At 74.5% G+C, this 16,715-nt stretch carries 15 protein-coding genes; 4 read left to right on the top strand and 11 right to left on the bottom strand.

Annotated features, from left to right (window positions below):
- Window positions 1-3: 3 nt before the first annotated feature.
- Together pucL and ACF09K_RS21740 are read left to right on the top strand one after the other, a co-directional pair.
- The gene (pucL, locus tag ACF09K_RS21735; RefSeq protein ID WP_392245812.1) at window positions 4-906 is read left to right on the top strand and encodes a factor-independent urate hydroxylase; all 903 of its coding nucleotides are present in this window, start codon (window positions 4-6) and stop codon (window positions 904-906) included.
- A gap of 131 nt (window positions 907-1,037) precedes the next feature.
- A complete protein-coding gene (locus ACF09K_RS21740) occupies window positions 1,038-2,417 on the top strand; it encodes an 8-oxoguanine deaminase (RefSeq protein ID WP_392245813.1) in 1,380 nt (459 codons plus the stop codon).
- A gap of 182 nt (window positions 2,418-2,599) precedes the next feature.
- Here the strand turns inward: ACF09K_RS21740 and ACF09K_RS21745 are convergent, their stop codons facing one another.
- The 5 genes from ACF09K_RS21745 to ACF09K_RS21765 all read right to left on the bottom strand — a co-directional run bounded on the left by ACF09K_RS21745 (window position 2,600) and on the right by ACF09K_RS21765 (window position 7,496).
- Entirely contained in the window at window positions 2,600-3,256 is a 657-nt protein-coding gene (locus ACF09K_RS21745; RefSeq protein WP_392245814.1) for a peptidoglycan recognition family protein, read from the bottom strand.
- Between the two features lie 138 nt (window positions 3,257-3,394).
- Window positions 3,395-4,276, bottom strand: coding sequence for a GH25 family lysozyme (locus ACF09K_RS21750; protein ID WP_392245816.1), 882 nt, complete (start codon window positions 4,274-4,276; stop codon window positions 3,395-3,397).
- Between the two features lie 437 nt (window positions 4,277-4,713).
- Window positions 4,714-5,379: a hypothetical protein gene (locus ACF09K_RS21755; protein ID WP_392245817.1), complete on the bottom strand. Its 666-nt coding sequence runs from the start codon at window positions 5,377-5,379 to the stop codon at window positions 4,714-4,716.
- A 144-nt stretch (window positions 5,380-5,523) separates the two neighbouring features.
- The gene (locus ACF09K_RS21760; protein ID WP_392245819.1) at window positions 5,524-6,123 is read right to left on the bottom strand and encodes a histidine phosphatase family protein; all 600 of its coding nucleotides are present in this window, start codon (window positions 6,121-6,123) and stop codon (window positions 5,524-5,526) included.
- 164 nt (window positions 6,124-6,287) lie between these two features.
- Complete coding sequence (locus tag ACF09K_RS21765; protein WP_392245821.1) at window positions 6,288-7,496, bottom strand: pyridoxal phosphate-dependent aminotransferase; 1,209 nt, start codon at window positions 7,494-7,496, stop codon at window positions 6,288-6,290.
- 81 nt (window positions 7,497-7,577) lie between these two features.
- Between ACF09K_RS21765 and ACF09K_RS21770 the strand changes: the two genes are divergently transcribed.
- On the top strand, window positions 7,578-8,204 hold the full coding sequence (locus ACF09K_RS21770) for a winged helix-turn-helix transcriptional regulator (RefSeq protein ID WP_392245823.1): 627 nt from the start codon (window positions 7,578-7,580) through the stop codon (window positions 8,202-8,204).
- 134 nt (window positions 8,205-8,338) lie between these two features.
- On the opposite strand, the gene ACF09K_RS21775 is transcribed toward ACF09K_RS21770, so the two are convergent.
- Genes ACF09K_RS21775 through ACF09K_RS21785 form a run of 3 tightly spaced genes read right to left on the bottom strand, consistent with a single transcriptional unit; the run spans window position 8,339 to window position 12,114 of the window.
- Window positions 8,339-9,205: a hypothetical protein gene (locus ACF09K_RS21775; protein ID WP_392245824.1), complete on the bottom strand. Its 867-nt coding sequence runs from the start codon at window positions 9,203-9,205 to the stop codon at window positions 8,339-8,341.
- Window positions 9,205-10,467, bottom strand: coding sequence for a VWA domain-containing protein (locus tag ACF09K_RS21780; RefSeq protein ID WP_392245825.1), 1,263 nt, complete (start codon window positions 10,465-10,467; stop codon window positions 9,205-9,207). The genes ACF09K_RS21775 and ACF09K_RS21780 overlap by 1 nt, the downstream gene beginning before the upstream one ends.
- Window positions 10,468-10,524: 57 nt before the next feature.
- Window positions 10,525-12,114 carry an IucA/IucC family protein gene (locus tag ACF09K_RS21785; RefSeq protein ID WP_392245827.1) on the bottom strand — a complete coding sequence of 530 codons (1,590 nt, stop codon included), beginning with the start codon at window positions 12,112-12,114 and terminating at the stop codon, window positions 10,525-10,527.
- 161 nt (window positions 12,115-12,275) lie between these two features.
- Between ACF09K_RS21785 and ACF09K_RS21790 the strand changes: the two genes are divergently transcribed.
- The gene (locus tag ACF09K_RS21790) at window positions 12,276-13,874 is read left to right on the top strand and encodes an IucA/IucC family protein (protein ID WP_392246010.1); all 1,599 of its coding nucleotides are present in this window, start codon (window positions 12,276-12,278) and stop codon (window positions 13,872-13,874) included.
- A gap of 61 nt (window positions 13,875-13,935) precedes the next feature.
- On the opposite strand, the gene ACF09K_RS21795 is transcribed toward ACF09K_RS21790, so the two are convergent.
- From ACF09K_RS21795 to ACF09K_RS21805, 3 genes are read right to left on the bottom strand one after another with little or no spacing between them, the layout of a single operon-like run.
- Window positions 13,936-14,511, bottom strand: a complete 576-nt coding sequence (locus tag ACF09K_RS21795) for a NifU family protein (protein WP_392245829.1) — start codon at window positions 14,509-14,511, stop codon at window positions 13,936-13,938.
- A gap of 7 nt (window positions 14,512-14,518) precedes the next feature.
- Entirely contained in the window at window positions 14,519-16,432 is a 1,914-nt protein-coding gene (locus tag ACF09K_RS21800) for a ferrous iron transporter B (RefSeq protein ID WP_392245830.1), read from the bottom strand.
- A 32-nt stretch (window positions 16,433-16,464) separates the two neighbouring features.
- On the bottom strand, window positions 16,465-16,674 hold the full coding sequence (locus tag ACF09K_RS21805) for a ferrous iron transport protein A (protein ID WP_392246012.1): 210 nt from the start codon (window positions 16,672-16,674) through the stop codon (window positions 16,465-16,467).
- Between the last annotated feature and the right edge of the window lie 41 nt (window positions 16,675-16,715).

Here is a 16,715-nt window from a genome sequence, read left to right on the forward strand (position 1 = left end):
TCCATGCCCACCCTTCTGGGACAGAACCAGTACGGCAAGGCCGAGAACCGGGTCGTCAGGATCACGCGGGACGGCGACACCCACCACATCAAGGACCTCAGCGTCTCGGTGTCGCTGAGCGGCGACATGGACGAGGTCCACCACTCCGGCTCGAACGCCCACGTGCTGCCGACCGACACCATGAAGAACACGGTGTACGCGTTCGCCAGGGAACACGGCGTCGAGTCCGCCGAGCAGTTCGGCATCCACCTCGCCCGCCACTTCGTCACCTCGCAGGAGCCCATCCACCGGGCCCGCATACGCGTGGAGGAGTACGCCTGGGAGCGGATCGGGACCCCCGGCGGCAAGCACTCCTTCGTCCGCCGGGGCCAGGAGACCCGCCTCACGCAGACGACGTTCGACGGTTCGTCGTGGGAGGTCGTCTCCGGTCTGAGGGACCTGGTGGTGATGAACTCCACCGACTCCGAGTTCCGGGGCTACGTCAAGGACGAGTACACGACGCTCCCCGAGACCTCCGACCGCGTCCTCGCCACCGAGGTGTCCGCCCGCTGGCGGTTCAACTGGACCGACGACGCACGGGAGATGCCGGACTGGGACGAGTCCTACGAGCGGACGAGGACGCACCTGCTCGAGGCGTTCGCCGAGACCTACTCCCGCTCGCTCCAGCAGACGCTGTACCAGATGGGTTCGCGGATCATCGAGCACCGCGACGAGATCGACGAGGTCCGCTTCTCCCTCCCGAACAAGCACCACTTCCTCGTGGACCTGGAGCCGTTCGGGCTGGAGAACGACACCGCCGACGGGGCCGTGTACCTCGCCGCCGACCGGCCCTACGGCCTCATCGAGGCGACCGTCCTGCGGGACGGCTGCGAGGCCCGCATCCCGGTGGACCTCACCCGCCTCTGACACCCCCACCGCGGCACCCGTGGCCGGGGGGACGGTCACCGGCGGGGAACGCTCACCGGCAGGAGACGCTCACCGGTGGGGGACGATCCCTCCGGCCCCTCCGTCTCCCCCCTCACCGCAAAGGACGCACCATGGCAGCAGACCGGCGCACCGTCATCGAGAACTGCGCGATCGCGACCGTCGACGCCCACGACACCGAGCACGCGAACGGACACGTCGTCATCGCCGGCAACCGCATCGAGGCGGTCGGCGCGGGTCCGGCCCCGGACGGCCTGGAGGACGTCGCCCGCCGCATCGACGCCACCGGGCACCTGGTGACTCCCGGCCTGGTCAACACCCACCACCACTTCTACCAGTGGATCACCCGCGGCCTGGCCACGGACCACAACCTGTTCGACTGGCTGGTCGCGCTCTACCCCACCTGGGCGCGCATCGACGAGCCGATGGTCCGCGCCGCCGCGCAGGGCTCCCTCGCGATGATGGCCCGCGGCGGTGTCACCACCGCCATGGACCACCACTACGTCTTCCCGCGGGGCTCCGGCGACCTGTCCGGCGCGATCATCGGGGCCGCCCGCGACATGGGGGTGCGCTTCACCCTCGCCCGCGGCTCCATGGACCGCGGCGAGAAGGACGGCGGTCTGCCCCCGGACTTCGCCGTCGAGACCCTGGACGGCGCGCTCGCCGCCACCGAGGAGACCGTGCGGCGGCACCACGACCCCTCCTTCGACGCGATGACCCAGGTCGCCGTCGCCCCCTGCTCGCCCTTCTCCGTCTCCACCGACCTCATGCGGGACGGCGCCGGACTGGCCCGCCGGCTCGGCGTGCGGCTGCACACCCACGGCTCCGAGACGGTCGAGGAGGAGAAGTTCTGCCACGAGCTGTTCGGCATGGGCCCCACCGACTACTTCGCGTCCACCGGCTGGCTCGGCGAGGACGTGTGGATGGCGCACTGCGTCCACATGAACGACTCCGACATCGACGCCTTCGCCCGCACGGGGACCGGTGTCGCCCACTGCCCGTCCTCCAACGCCCGCCTGGCGGCCGGGATCGCACGGGTGCCGGACATGCTCGCGGCCGGTGTCCCGGTCGGCCTCGGCGTCGACGGCACGGCGTCCAACGAGTCCGGCGAACTCCACACCGAACTGCGCAACGCCCTCCTGATCAACCGCCTCGGCGCCCACCGCGAGGCCGCCCTGAACGCCCGTCAGGCGCTGCGCCTCGGCACCTCCGGCGGCGCCCGGGTCCTCGGCCGGGCGGACCAGATCGGCTCGCTGGAACCGGGCAAGCTCGCCGACCTGGTGCTGTGGAGGATGGACACCCTCGCCCACGCCTCCATCGCCGACCCGGTGACCGCGCTGGTCCTCGGCGCGCCGGCCCCGGTCACCGCCTCCTTCGTGAACGGCCGTCAGATCGTCGAGGACGGCCGGCTGCTCACCGCCGACGAGGACGCGATCGCCCGCGCCACGCGCGAGGAGGCCCGGCGGCTGGCCCGGATCGCCGCCCGGGGCTGACCCGCCGGGACCCCGGCCGGGAGGGACGGCTCCCGGGCCGCCGACCGCCGATCCCGCAAGGAGCACGGCGGCCGTGCGGGGGCCACGGCGGCCGGGGCCGGGGCGCACGCGCGGACGCGCTTGCCCCGGAACGGTCACCCCGCGCCCCGGGCCCCGCACCCTGTGCCCGCCCGGCGCGCCCGCTACGCGGCCCGGGCGGCCGCCACCTCCTCCCGCAGCCGGGGCAGCATGTCGTGGAGCACGCCCGGACAGAGGGTGTCGCCGAAGTCCTTGTGCCCGTAGATCTGCGCCGGGGGGATCCCGTACCGGGAGCACGTGTACGCGCACAGCGCCACCAGGACGTCCCACTGGGCGTCGGTCGGCACCGCGCCGTCGTGGTACGCGCCCTCGCAGGCGATCCCGATGGCGTAGCCGTTCTGCCCGGAGGTGTGGGTGCCGAGCGGGAAGGAGGACCCGCCGGCCAGGGTGCCGAGGCTGCCGTGCCGGCCCTCGGTGATCCAGCCGCCCCGGCTGACCAGGAAGTGGTAGCCGGTGTCGGCCCACCCGTTCTTGTCCATGTGCAGGTCCTGCACCCAGTGCGCGTGACGGTGCGCCTGGGCCCGGGAGAAGTCGGTGGTGTTCGCGCTCACGGTGTGATGCACGATGATCCTGCTCGGCCGGTACTGGAGGGTGCGGACGGCCGCCTGGGGCGGGCGCGCCCCCCAGACGGCGGTGCCGTCGATGTCCGGCTCGACGGCGGCGGTCCGGGCGTGGGCGGTGCCCGGGAGGGCGGTCGCCGCGATCAGTCCGGCTGCCCCGGAGAGCAGGAGGCGGCGCCGCAGGGCGTGGTCGGGGTTCACGGTCACTCCTCGGAGGAGGGGGGAGACGGGGAGGGAGCGGTGGAGCCGACGCCCGGCGGCCGTCGGCTCCACACCATGAACGTCTGCCGAGGGGGATCGGCGGAGGGGGATCGGCGGGTGGGACCCGCGTCTACCGCGTCACGTGTTGTTGGCGAGCGCCAGCAGCCGGTCGCGGGTGCCGTTGAACTGGTCGCGGTCCACGCCGCCGGAGACGCCGCTGACCGAACCGCTGGCGGTGTACTGCCACACCGTCCAGGTGGGGAAGCCGCTCGGGACGGTGGGGGCGGCGGTGTTCCAGTGCGCCACCCACAGCGGGCTCTTGCTGTACATGCCGGACCAGTAGCCGGTGCAGGTGTTCCACCAGCTCGCCGTCGTGTAGATGACCACGTCACGGCCGGTGCGCGACTTGTAGGCGTTGTAGAAGCCGTCGATCCAGAGGCGCATCTGCGTGGTGGACAGGCCGTAGCACATCGACCCGTACGGGTTGTGCTCGATGTCCAGGACGCCCGGCAGGGTCATGTTGTCCCGGGACCAGCCGCCGCCGTTGTCGACGAAGTAGTTCGCCTGGGTGGCGCCGCCGGAGAGGTCGGGGCGGGCGAAGTGGTACGCGCCGCGGATCACGCCCGCGTAGTAGGCGGCGGGGTAGTTGGTGTTGAAGCTCGCGTCCTTGAAGGAGGTGCCCTCGGTCGCCTTCATCCAGGCGAACTGGACGCCCGCGTTGCGCACCGAGGTCCAGTTGATGGCGCCCTGCCAGTTCGAGACGTCGATGCCCTGGACGCCGTCGGTCGCGGCCAGGGTGCCCGGCGACGGGGCCTGGGCCGGGGCGCCCCCGTGGACGCGGGCGCCCACGCCCATGTAGGCCTGGCCCTGCCGCACCTCGACGGGGTCCTTCGACGGCTGGGGTGCGGCGGTCGCGCCGCCGGCGGTGGTGGCGGTGAGGGCGAGGGCGGCCCCCAGGACGCCGAGCGCGGTGGCCGTCCGTCTGACCGTGCCGGTCACGCGACGGGGGAGAGTGAACATGGCTGCCTCCTCGAGGCGGGTGAGGGGGAACGAGGGAGGTGACGTCGGCCGTCGTCACCCGGCAGTACCTGTCATTGACGTGCGCGCGTCATAAGTTACGCACGGTGGGTCTACGCGTGTAAAGAGCGCTTGCTCTCCTCTGTGGTCTAGTCCACCAAAGGGGTGGTTGACCTGCGGATCCGAACCTGGAGGGCGGAAACTTTCACCGGTGAAAGCCGGACCGGACCGTGAACGGGCCCGGGCGTTCCGCCGGTTCGCGGAAAGCGCCCCCCGGGTTCGGCGCGAGTCCGCGCTGCCGGGCGACCGCGGCCCCGCGCCGGTCCCGCGCGCCGGTCCCGTGCCCGCGCACGGTCACCCGTACGGAGAACGGCGCGCTCGCCGCCTCTCCCTCACCCCGCGCCGGCTCGCCGTCCGGTCGCGCCGGTCCCGGCGTGCCCTCACACCCGGCGCGGGGAGGCCAGCAGGTGGCGTGTCCGTGTCCTCGGCTCCGTGTACTCCCCGACCTGCCAGCCGGCCCTCTCCAGCGTGGCCGCGCACGCCCGCAGTGCCTCGCCGTCCGGCTCGTACACGGCGACCGCCTCCGGCTGCGGGGTCTCCCGTACCCGGTAGCCGCCGTCCCCGGGGTCCGCGCCGGCCGGACGGTGTCCGGCGGCCTCCAGGGCGAGCGCGGCGGCCCGCACCAGGTGCGAGCGCTCCCAGTCGCAGGGCCGGTCGGTCGCCCCGTCGGTGTTGGTCATCCTGCGCAGCTCCAGCATGCCCTCCCAGGCGCCGCGCACCTCGCGGAGCCGGGCGGGACCGGTTCCCGGAGGCGGGTCCTCGCCGCCCGCCCGCGCGGCGAACACCCCGCTCGCGGCGGGCGGACCGGCCCGCCCGGGTTCCGTCCGCCCGGCTCCGGGCGCTGTCTGCCCGGCTCCGGGGTCCGCCTCCCGGATCCGGTGCCCGGCCGGGGTGAGGAAGTGGTCGTGCGGCGGGCGCGGGTGCCGGAAGGCGAGCCCCCGCCCGACCAGCGCGGCCAGTTGGGCCGGCGTGCCCCGCAGGCGTCCGGTGGCGGGATCGGCGGCGTCGATGACACGCCGCTGGGCGGCGGTCGGCGGTCGTGTCACGGCGTGCTCCCTCCCCGGGCGGCGGTACGTCCGCCCCTCGCCGTGAAGGCTACGGCCGGGCACCGACAACCCGCCCCGGCCACCGGCGTTCCGGCGCCCGGGTCACCGGCGTTCCGGCCCCCCCGGTCACCGGCGTTCCGGCCCTCAGGCCCCCGGCCGGATGTTCCACCCCGCGATCACGTGCCGGCCGTGCTCCGTGCCCAGCCGGCACAGCGCCCCGGTCGCCAGCTGGAACAGGGCGCCCTGCGACGGCGGCAGGCCGAGCCGGCGGGCCGTGAGCACCCGCAGGAAGTGCCCGTGCGCCACCAGCACCACGCACCCCTCCGTGTTGGCGAGCGCCGCGTCCGCCATCGCCAGCACCCGGTCGGCCCGCTCCCCGACCTGCTCCGGCGTCTCGCCGGGGTGCGCCGCCGGGCCGGGCGCCACACCGTCGGTGAACAGGAACCAGCCCGGCCGGTCCCGCTGGATCTCGACGGTCGTGACGCCCTCGTACCCGCCGTAGTCCCACTCCTTCAGGTCCGCGTCGACCTGCACCTCGTGCAGCCCGATCAGTTCCGCGGTCTCCCGCGCCCGCTGGAGCGGGCTGGAGAACGCCGCGCCGATCCGGTGCGACCGGATGAGCGGCACCAGGCGCCGCGCCTCGTCCCGGCCGTGTTCGGTGAGCGGGACGTCCGTCAGTCCGGTGTGCCGGCCGGAGCGCGACCACGCGGTCTCGCCGTGCCGGACCAGGAAGAGATCACCCATGCCGCACAGAGTCGCACAGGCGTGCGCCGGTGCCCCGCACCGCGGGGCGCCGGACTGTCGGACCACCGGGGCCACCTGGGCAACCAGGACCGCAGTGGGTCGCCGGGGCCACCGCGGGCCGGTGGCCCCGGGCGTCGCGCTCCGCCGGCCGCCGGCCCCTGCCGCTACTGCCGGTACCCGCTCAGGAAACGCCCGATCCGCCCGATCGCCGCCTCCAGGTCCTCCGCGTGCGGGAGGGTGAGGATGCGGAAGTGGTCCGGGGTGGGCCAGTTGAAGCCGGTTCCCTGGACGACCTGGATCTTCTCGCGCAGCAGCAGGTCCAGGACGAACCTCTCGTCGTCGTGGATCGGGTGCACCTCGGGGTCGATGCGCGGGAACGCGTACAGGGCGCCCTTGGGCTTCACGCAGGACACCCCGGGGATCTCGTTGAGCTTCTCCCAGGCGACGTCGCGCTGCTCGCGCAGCCTGCCGCCCGGCGCGGTCAGCTCGCGGACGGACTGCCGGCCGCCGAGCGCGGCCTGGATGGCGTACTGGGCGGGCGCGTTGGCGCACAGGCGCATGGAGGCCAGCATGGTGAGGCCCTCCAGGTAGTCCTTCGCGTGCTGCTTCGGACCGGTCACGACCAGCCAGCCGGAGCGGAAGCCCGCCACCCGGTACGTCTTCGACAGCCCGCAGAAGGTCAGGACCACCAGGTCGGGGGCGAGCGCGGCGGCCGAGTGGTGCACGGCGTCGTCGTAGAGGATCTGGTCGTAGATCTCGTCGGCGAAGACCATCAGGCCGTGCCGGCGGGCCAGGTCGAGGATGCCCTCGATGATCTCCTTCGGGTAGACCGCGCCGGTGGGGTTGTTCGGGTTGATGATGACGACGGCCTTGGTGCGGTCGGTGATCTTCGACGCCATGTCGTCCAGGTCCGGGTACCAGTCGGCCTGCTCGTCGCAGAGGTAGTGGACCGCCTTGCCGCCCGCGAGCGTGGTGACGGCCGTCCACAGCGGGAAGTCGGGGGCCGGGATCAGGATCTCGTCGCCGTCCTCGACCAGCGCCTGCACGGCCATGGAGACCAGCTCCGAGACGCCGTTGCCGAGCCACACGTCGTCGACGCCGACGTCCAGGCCCCGGTCCTGGTAGCGCTGGGCGACCGCCCGGCGGGCCGGGAGGATGCCGCGCGAGTCCGTGTAGCCGTGGGCCTGCGGAAGCATCCGGATCATGTCCTGGAGGATCTCCTCCGGCGCCTCGAAGCCGAAGACCGCCGGGTTGCCGGTGTTCAGGCGCAGCACGCTGTGCCCCGCCGCCTCCAGCGCGTCGGCGTGCTCGATGACCGGGCCGCGGATCTCGTAACAGACCTCGCTGAGCTTGTTCGACTGCCGGAACTCCATGCGCCCCTCCGGTATCTGGTGTTGCTTGGTTTTACCAAGTTCGAGCTTGGAAAGTCCAACGACATGTCTAGACTGCGTCGCATGCCACCTCGCCGAAGCTACGACCAGTACTGTTCCGCCGCCCGCGCCCTCGACGCCGTCGGCGACCGCTGGACCCTGCTGATCGTCCGGGAGCTGCTCGCCGGCCCGCGCCGCTACACCGACCTGCACGCCGACCTGCCCGGCGTGAGCACGGACGTCCTCGCGTCGCGGCTGCGGGACATGGAACGCGACGGACTGGCCACCCGGCGCCGGCTGCCGCCGCCCGGCGCGGCGAACGTCTACGAACTCACCGGACGGGGGCGCGCGTTGCTGCCCGTGCTCCAGGCCCTCGGCGCGTGGGGGCAGGCGGAACTCGGGGAGCGCGGGCCCACCGACGCGATCCGCGCGCACTGGTTCGCCCTGCCCCTGCTGCGCGCGCTGGAGGGCGAAGGGCTCGTGGAGGTCCGGCTGGAGGAGGGCCGCTTCCACCTCTTCGCCGGCGCGGCGGAGGGCCCCGTCTACGGCCACGGGGAGGCCCCCGGCGAACCCGACGCCCGGCTCGTCATGGACACCGGCACCTGCACGGCGGTCGCCCAGGGCGAGCTGAGCCTGGTCGAGGCCGTGCGCGCCGGACGCGTCGAGGTGGGCGGCGACGGCACCCTCGCCAAGGAACTGCGGGAGGCCTGAGAAAACCAGAAGGCCCGCACGGGGCGGGCCTTCTGAAGTGACGTCAGCCATGCGGCGCACGCCATGCGGCGCACGCCATGCGGCGCACGCCATGCGGCGCACGCCATGCGGCGCACGCCATGCGGCGCGCGGTGTCAGGCGCCGGGCGGCACCTGCCTCGGGCGTCCGGGGCCGCGGGTCAGCACGTACCCGCCGATCCCGGCGAGCGCGGCCAGCACACCGCCGATCGCGGTCCACACCCAGCGGTCCGACCACCAGCCGGACGACCAGCCGTCGTCCGGCTCGATGCTCGACAGCACGGCGGAGGCCGACGAGTCCTCGTCGTCCTCCGCCGCCGACGTCACGGCGATGCCCGGCACCAGGGGCTCGGCCAGCGAGCCGTCCACCGCGGCCGCGCCGCCGATGTCCTTGGAGTCGACGCGCAGTTCGGCGTTCACCGGCAGACCGAGGTCGGCCGTCTTCAGGCCGACGACGGTCAGCCGGACGTAGTACGTGCCGGGCAGCGGGTCGTCGGCCCACGGCTCCGACCAGGCGCGGACCGTGCGCAGGACGCAGGCCAGCTCCACCGACGTGGCGCCGGGGACGGCGGTGCGGGTCTGCGCGCCGTACTGGCAGGCCTGGCGGCGCCGCAGACCGTCGTAGACGTCGACCTGCCAGGTCTGGCCCGCGTGCTCCGCGGGCAGCTTCACCTTCGCCCGCACCGTCGGCCGCTGCTTCGCGTCCGCCGGGAACGACCAGTACAGGTAGTCACCCGCGGAGCCGCTCGCGGTCGCCGTCCCGCCCTGGTCGACCTCCGTCGCCGTACGGAACGACGTGCCCGCGGTCGTGGGCGCCGAACCGTCCTCCGAAGGGCTCGCGGACGGCGTGGAGTCGGCGGCGGCCGGAGCGGCCGCGAGTCCGAGCGCCAACAGGGCCGTGCCCAGCGCGCGGGTGATCCGCGCCCGGCCGGTCCGCGCCCGGACGTCCTGCGCCTTGTTGCTCAATGCCTTTTCGATCCCCATCAGTTGGTCCTCCAGACCGCGACACGCCAGCGTGACAGCCAGCCCCACAGCAGACCCGCCAGGAAGCCGGTCAGCACCAGGGCGCCGAGCAGCCACCAGCCGCGGCCGAGCCCGAACGAGGCCACGTCGCTCGCCTGCGACGGCCCGTCGACCACGTCCACGGTCAGCTCCAGCGGCATGCCCGGCGTGGTCTTCACGCCGGCGGCCGCCGAGTAGGAGTTGGTCACCTGCACGCACACCGTCTCGGCCGGCGCCTCGTCGTCGTCGCCCTCCGCCTTCGGATGGCGCAGGCCGGTCGAGATGACGTCGGTACGGCCGTTGCCCGCCGCCTCACCGCGCACGATCTCCCGGCCGTGCACCGTGACCGCCCGCAGCAGCACCCCGTAGTCGGGGTTCATCGCCCGGTCCGCGGACACGCTCACCGAGGCCCGCAGCTCCTTGCCCGGGTCCAGGTCCACGCGGTACCAGCGCTCCTGGCCGAACTCCTCGCGGTCCGTGTACAGGCCCGACTTCAGCGTCGGCGCCTTCGCGCAGGACTCCGCGCCCTGCACGGCGACCGGCGTCACCACGGGGTCGGCCGCACGGTCCACCAACTGGTTGACCCGGTCGGTGAGTTCGTCGGTGTGCTCGACCGAGGTGTAACTGCCGCCGGTGGCCTCGGCGATGCAGCTGAGCTGCTGCCGCATCTTCACGTTCGGCACCAGGCCGAGGGTGTCGATGGTCAGGCCGATGCCCTTGGCCGCTATCTCCCGGGCCACCTCGCACGGGTCGAGCGGGGCGCAGGTGTCCTCGCCGTCGCTGATCAGCACGATCCGCTTGGAACCGGTGCCCCCGTCGAGGTCGCCGGCCGCCTTCAGCAGCGCGGGGCCGATCGGCGTCCAGCCGGTGGGGGACAGGGTGGCCACCGCGGTCTTGGCCTCGGTGCGGTCCAGCGGGCCCACCGGGTAGAGCTGCGCGGTGTCCTTGCAGCCCGTCTTCTGGTCGTCGCCGGGGTAGTTGGCGCCCAGGGTGCGGATGCCGAGCAGGACGTTCTCCGGGGTCGCGTCCAGCACCTCGTTGAACGCCTGCTTGGCCGCGGCCATCCGCGTCCCGCCGTCCATGTCCTTGGTCCGCATGGAGCCGCTGACGTCGAGCACCAGGTCGACCTTGGGCGCATTGGCTGTGGTCTCGTCGGCGACCGCCCCGGCCGGGAACGCGAGCCCGGCCGCGAGCGCGGCGAGCAGGGCGCAGACGCCCGCCGCCAGCCGTTGTGTTCTGATCATCGGCGGATCCTATTGACCGGAGGTGTCCCGCTTCAAAACGGACCGGGAAAGGCGGACTCAGAACGCGTGACCCGCGAGCGGGTTGGGCAGCCGCGCCCACCGGTCCCCGGACCCGTCCGGCGACAGCCGCATCAGCGTCAGCGCCTTCACCGGCACCGGCTCCTCGCACAGCGCCCGCAGGTCCGCCGTGTCCGGCAGCCCCGGCACGGCCGCCGCGAGCGCCGCGCCCAGCGCCTCCCCGCCGCCCACGGTGGCCGCCAGGGCGCCCGCGACCAGCGAGCCGAACAGTTTGCGGCGCAGGGCCGGCACGTCGTCCGTCAGGATCCGGGCCGGCAACTCCGGTACCGCCACGCCGTGCCGGGCCAGCCGCGCCGGACTGACCCGGATGTCGGCCAGGTCGCGGTAGACCAGCCGCACCGGCGCCCCCGACGCCGACAGCACTACCAGCAGGTTCTGCCCGTGCGCCTCCAGCGCCACGCCCTGCTCCAGCAGTCGCAGCCCCACGGTCAGGGCGAGCCGGGTGAACTCCGCCAGCCAGGCGGGGGAGGACGGCAGCCCGGTGGTGGCGAGGGCGGCCACCGGGACGACGTGCTCGCCCGGCCCCGCGTACACGGCGGGCGACTCCCGCAACACGGCCGCCAGATCGGGGGAGTTCGCGGTGACCGCCCCGAGCGAGCGGGTCGTGTGCAGCAGGCCGTCCGTGCGTTCCGCCAGGCTCTCCCCGAACGCCGACAGGGCCGCCGAGGCGGTGACCGAACCCACCGAGATGTCCCGCACCGACGACGTGAGCCGGGTGCTCAGCGCCGTCTTCACGTGCGGTCCGCCCGGCACCGCGAGCGTGCGCAGCGACATCAGCGGATGCGCGGCGATGCCCTCCGCGCACGACCGCTCCAGCACGTGCGCCGCCTGCCAGGGGTGCACGGGGATCATCAGCCGTCCGCCGTCCCGGAGTCCGGCGGGCCACCCGCCCGACACGAGGCACTCGCCGGCCGGGACCGGCAGCAGCCCCAGCCGCACCGGCGGCGGCCGGTGCTCCGGCCCGTACGCGAGTTGCTCGGCCACCGAGAAGCCGGGCCGCGAACGGCAGTTGGGGTGGTACGGGTGCCCGTCGACCACCCGCTGCTCCCACTCCCAGTCGTGCGCGGGCCACTCCCGCGCGCGCCGCCCGTCGGGCTCCCGGACGTCGAGCGCCTGGGTGTCGGGCTCCCGGCCGTCGGGCTCCTGGGCGTCGGACTCCCCGCCGGGTTCCTGATCGGCCCGGGACAGCGCCAACGACGCCGTACTGTCCGCCAGTTCGGCGGCGAGGCCCTCGCCGTGCGGTACGGCGAGGGCCGTCGTCAGCCGGGCGGGATCGTCGTACGCCGTCCCGTCCAGGTCGACGGTCCGTACCCGGTCGGCGGTCGCGTACGGGTCGGAGCGCGGGCCGTGCAGGCGGCGGCCGTCGGCGAGGCGCAGCGTCAGGCCGTCCCCGGACGGCTCCCGGCGCACGATCCACGGCAGCGGCTCGTGCGCGAGCGCCCGCCACAGGCGGGTCAGCACGGCCGCACGGGCGCCGGGCAGCTCGGCCGCGAACCGCGGGCCGAGCGCGGGGCGCGCGGCGGCGATACCGGCGGCCGACTCGGACTCGGCGGTGGGGGGACGGTGCACGGGCGGGCTCCTCGGGTACGGGTCGGGTACGGCGTCGGGTACGGGTCGGGCACGGGTCGGGCACGGCGTCGGGTACGGGCCGGGCACGAGCGGGACGTCACGGACGGGTCGTGACCCCGGCGATACTGATCTTCTCCGCCCGCGAGAACCGTAAGGAACCAGTGGACCGCGTGGACCTCATCCCCCCGCCCGCCGACTCCGCGACGCCCGCCGCGCCGGTCCCGGGAGCCGGGACGACGGGGCCCGGGACCGGTGCGGCGGGGCCGGACGCCGCCGCCGCGCGCGCCGACGCCCTCGCGGCCGCGCCGCTGCTGAACTGCCTCCTGCGGGAGGTGGCCGAACCGCACTCCGGGGACGGCGTACGGCAGGTGTACCGGCTGCCCTCCGGCCGCCTGCTGCGGGTGCGCGGCACCCGGCGGCCCGCCGAACCCGAGGTGCACGCGGACGGCGCCTGGCACCGCCTCGACCACCGCGGCCTCGTCGACCTGGCCGGCACGGAACTGCGCCACCGCACCGGCCTCACCAACCCCGACCTGCCCGCCGAGATGCTGGACAGCAGGGACGCGGTCGCCGCGCTCCTCGCCGCGCGCGCGCGTGCCACCCCGCCCGAGGACCCCTACCTGCGCTCCGAGCAGTCCCTCCTCACCGGCCACCCCCACCACCCCGCCCCCAAGACGCGCGGCGGCGGCCCGCCCGGCGGCTGGCTGCCGTACGCGCCCGAGGCGTACGCCCGGTTCCCGCTGGTGCTGCTGGGGCTGCGCGAGGACACGGTGGTGGAGGACGGCGACACGGCCGTGCTGGACGCCCTCGGCGAGGCCCCGCCCGGCTACCGGCTGCTGCCCGCCCACCCCTGGCAGCTCGACCTGGTCCGCACCGCGCTCGCCCCCGCCTTCGCCGACGGCCGCCTGGTCCGGCTCGGCGCCACGGACTTCGACGCCTGGCCCACCGCCGCCGTGCGCACCCTGTACGCACCCGGGCGGGATCTGTTCCTGAAGGTCAGCCTCGACGTGCGCATCACCAACGACGTCCGCCGGCTCTGGCGGCACGACCTGCTCGGGCTCCGCCGGACCGACGCGGCCGTCACCGAGGCCTTCGAGACCTTCGGGGCCTCCGGGGCGGCCGGTGGTGCGGTCCCCGCGGCCTGGCTGAGCGACCGCGGGTACCGCACCGCCGGCTTCGCCTTCGAGGAACTCGCCGTGGTGGTCCGCGACGGGCTGCGCGCGCACGTGACGCCGGGCGCGACCCCGCTGCTCGCCGCCGGCCTCGTGGAGGGCTTCGAGGGCAGCCCGCTCGCCGGCGCGGCCGACCCGGAGCTCTGGTGGGAGGCGTACCTGCGCGCGGTCGTCCCCCCGGCGCTCGCCGCCTTCGCCGGCCACGGCGTCGTCCTGGAGGCCCACCTCCAGAACACCCTCGTCGCCGTCGACGCCGCCGGACTCCCGGTACAGGCCCTGTTCCGGGACGCCGAGGGCGTCAAGCTGCTGCCCGACGTCGGGCGGGCCGCCGGCTGGGAGCGGCTCGTGTACTGCCTGGTCGTCAACCACCTCACCGAGGTCGCCGCCGCCCTGGCCGAACACCACCCCGGCCTCGACCCCTGGCCCGCCGTCCGCCGCGAACTGGCCCGCCACGACCTCCCCGAGGCCCGCGCCCTCCTCACGGCGCCCACCCTGCCCGGCAAGACCAACCTCCTGCTGCGCTGGACGGCCGCGGACGGCGCCGCCGCCCGCTACCTGCCCCTGCCCAACCCGCTGGCGGGTGGCTGATCCGCACCACGAGCGGCGTGCCCCCTCTCCCGGGGCGGCGACGCCGTCCGGGCAAGGGTGGTCAGGAGGGCGTCTCGGAAGAATCGTGCGGTCGTCCGAACAGGCTCACCGGGAAGGTGGCGTTGCGGACCTCGCGCAGACCGGGATGACGTCGCCGCAGCTGACGTTCCAAGCGCTGGTGCAGCGTGAACCACGAGGCGGGGCAGCCGTGGCAGGCGCCGCCGAGGCGGACGGTGACGATGCCGTCGCGTACACCGACGAGGCCGATGCTGCCGCCGTGGGACCGGACGAAGTCGCCCGCCTCCCCGGCGAGCACCTCGCGGGCCACGCCGTACAACAGCGCGTCGTCGTCGGGGGCGCCGTCGGCCGGGATCCACCCGGCGGGGTCGTCGAGAGCGGCGTGCAGCGCGCTGCGGACCCTGGCGCCCTCCCGGGTCCAGGTGCGGTCCGCGCCGAGGCAGGTGACGACGGCCTCGCCCTCCAGGGCGATCCGCGTCAGGGTGCCGTCCGCCACCAGCGCGGCCAGCGGTTCGGGTACCTCGGCGAGCGGGCCGGTGCCGGTGAGGACCCCGGCGGGGACGATCCAGCGGAGCCGGTCGGACCGGCCGGGCACCTGCTGCGGGTGCAGGGGGACCACGGCCCGGTCACCCGCCCAGCAGGACGGTGACCGTCCGGGCCAGCCAGGCCATCAGCCAGGCCAGCGCGGTCAGGTACGTGAAGGCGATCGCCGGCCATCTCCAGGTGCCGGTCTCCCGGCGCAGGACCGCCACGGTGGCCATGCACTGCAGCGCGTAGACGAAGTAGACCAGCAGCGCGGCGACGGTGGGCGCGGTGAACACCGGCTGCCCGGCGCGGGGCCCGTCGGGGTGGGTCATGGTCCGCAGGGCCCGTGCCGGCTGTTCGGGGTCCTCGGCGGCGGCGACCTGGCCGAGGGTGGCGACGAAGGTCTCGCGGGCGGCCTGGGCGGACAGGACGCCGACGTTGACGCGCCAGTCGAAGCCCAGCGGGTCGAAGACGGGGGTCACCGCCCGGCCCAGGCCGGCGGCGTAGCTGTGGTCGACGGTGTAGGCGGACACGGCCGTGGGGCTGGTGGTGTCCACGCCCGCCGCCCGCATCTGCGCGGCCGTGTGCAGCGGCAGGTTCAGCAGCAGCCACAGGACGATGCTGGTGGCGACGATGACGGTCGAGCACTTGCGCAGGAAGGCGCGCGCGGAGGACCACATGGCCACCAGCACCGCGCGCGGGGCGGGCAGCCGGTAGGGCGGCAACTCCATGAAGAAGGGCACCGGCCGGCCGTGGCGGTCCCCGACCTTCTTGAACGCCCAGGCGGCCAGCATCGCCGACACGGCGCCGAGCAGGTACAGACCGAGCATGACCAGGCCCTGCGCGCCGAACGGTCCGACCTTCACGGACGGGTCCACCAGCAGGCCGATGAGCAGCACGTAGACCGGCAGCCGCGCCGAGCAGGTCATCAGGGGCGCGGCCATCATGGTGGCCAGGCGGTCCTTGGCCGAGGGCAGGGTGCGCGTGGCCATGATGCCGGGGACCGCGCAGGCGAACGAGGACAGCAGCGCCACGAAGGCCCGGCCCTCCAGGCCGAAACGGGCCATCACCCGGTCCATCAGGAACGCCGCCCGCGCCATGTACCCCACTCCCTCCAGCAGGGCCAGGAGCAGGAACAGCAGCATGATCTGCGGGACGAACACCAGCACGCCGCCGACCCCGCCGATCAGGGCGTCGCCCAGGAGACCGGACAGCCACGGATTGCCGACGTGGGTGTCCACCTGGCCCGACAGCCACGCGAACAGGGCCGCCATCCGGTCCTGCAACGAGGCGGCCAGGGTGAAGACGGTCTGGAAGAACAGCGCCATCACCGCGAAGAACACCGCCGTGCCCCAGACCGGATGCAGCAGCACCGCGTCGACGCGCCGGGTGACCCGGTGGCGCTCGGGGGGCCGGTAGCCGGCATGGGCCAGGACCGATTCCGCCCAGGCGTCCCGCTCCGCCGGTTCGACGGGCGGAGCCACGACCGGGACCGGCCAGGCGCGCCAGGTGGTGAGCAGTTCGCGCAGCCGCGCGATGCCGTACCCGCGGTGGCCGATCACCGGCAGGACCGGCACGCCGAGCGCCCGGGCGAACGCGTCGGTGTCCAGGCTGCCCTGGCGGCGGGCCAGTTCGTCGGTGAAGGTCACCACCACACAGGCCGGCAGTCCGCGGGCCAGGACCTGGGCGACGAATCCCAGGGAGCGTCGCAACGTGGTGGCGTCCGCCACGACCAGCAGCGCGTCCGGCCGCTCCGCACCCTCCAGCCGGCCGTCCAGCACATCGACGGTGATCCGCTCGTCCGGGCTGATCGGCTCCAGGCCGTAGGTGCCCGGCAGATCCTCGATCACCTGCCGGTGCGGGCCCGTGCGGCAGGTCCCGACGAACCGGGACACCGTCACCCCGGGGTAGTTGCCAGTCTTGGCGCGCAAGCCCGTCAGGCCGTTGAAGACGCTGGTCTTGCCCGAGTTGGGGGCACCGACCAGGGCGATCCGCGGCGCCCCGGCCAGGGTCACGTCCGTGCCCCCCGGCGCGTGGCAGTCCGCGCTCACCGGTGCGCCCCGGTGATGCGCACGCACGCGGCCTGCGCCCGGCGCAGACACACCTCGTAGTCCTTGAGCCGGTAGAGGACCGGGTCGCGCAGCGGCGCCCGGCGCACCACCTCCACCACCGCACCCGGGGTGAATCCGAGGTCGTGGGGGCCGGGGGGGGGGGGGGGGGCCCCGGGGCGCCCCGGGGGGGGGGGGGCGCCCCCCACCCCGTGCGCGAGCGGGGCGACGTGCAGCGAGGGGCGCCGCA

Source organism: Streptomyces sp. NPDC014882, from assembly GCF_043081325.1.
GTDB lineage: Bacteria > Actinomycetota > Actinomycetes > Streptomycetales > Streptomycetaceae > Streptomyces.

Bases quoted from the DNA above. Each gene is read 5' to 3' on its own strand.
- ACF09K_RS21760 (WP_392245819.1), bottom strand. From the start codon at position 6,123: ATGGGTGATCTCTTCCTGGTCCGGCACGGCGAGACCGCGTGGTCGCGC.
- ACF09K_RS21780 (WP_392245825.1), bottom strand. From the start codon at position 10,467: ATGATCAGAACACAACGGCTGGCGGCGGGCGTCTGCGCCCTGCTCGCC.
- ACF09K_RS21765 (WP_392245821.1), bottom strand. From the start codon at position 7,496: ATGGAGTTCCGGCAGTCGAACAAGCTCAGCGAGGTCTGTTACGAGATC.
- ACF09K_RS21775 (WP_392245824.1), bottom strand. From the start codon at position 9,205: ATGGGGATCGAAAAGGCATTGAGCAACAAGGCGCAGGACGTCCGGGCG.
- ACF09K_RS21740 (WP_392245813.1), top strand. From the start codon at position 1,038: ATGGCAGCAGACCGGCGCACCGTCATCGAGAACTGCGCGATCGCGACC.
- pucL (WP_392245812.1), top strand. From the start codon at position 4: ATGCCCACCCTTCTGGGACAGAACCAGTACGGCAAGGCCGAGAACCGG.
- ACF09K_RS21750 (WP_392245816.1), bottom strand. From the start codon at position 4,276: ATGTTCACTCTCCCCCGTCGCGTGACCGGCACGGTCAGACGGACGGCC.
- ACF09K_RS21770 (WP_392245823.1), top strand. From the start codon at position 7,578: ATGCCACCTCGCCGAAGCTACGACCAGTACTGTTCCGCCGCCCGCGCC.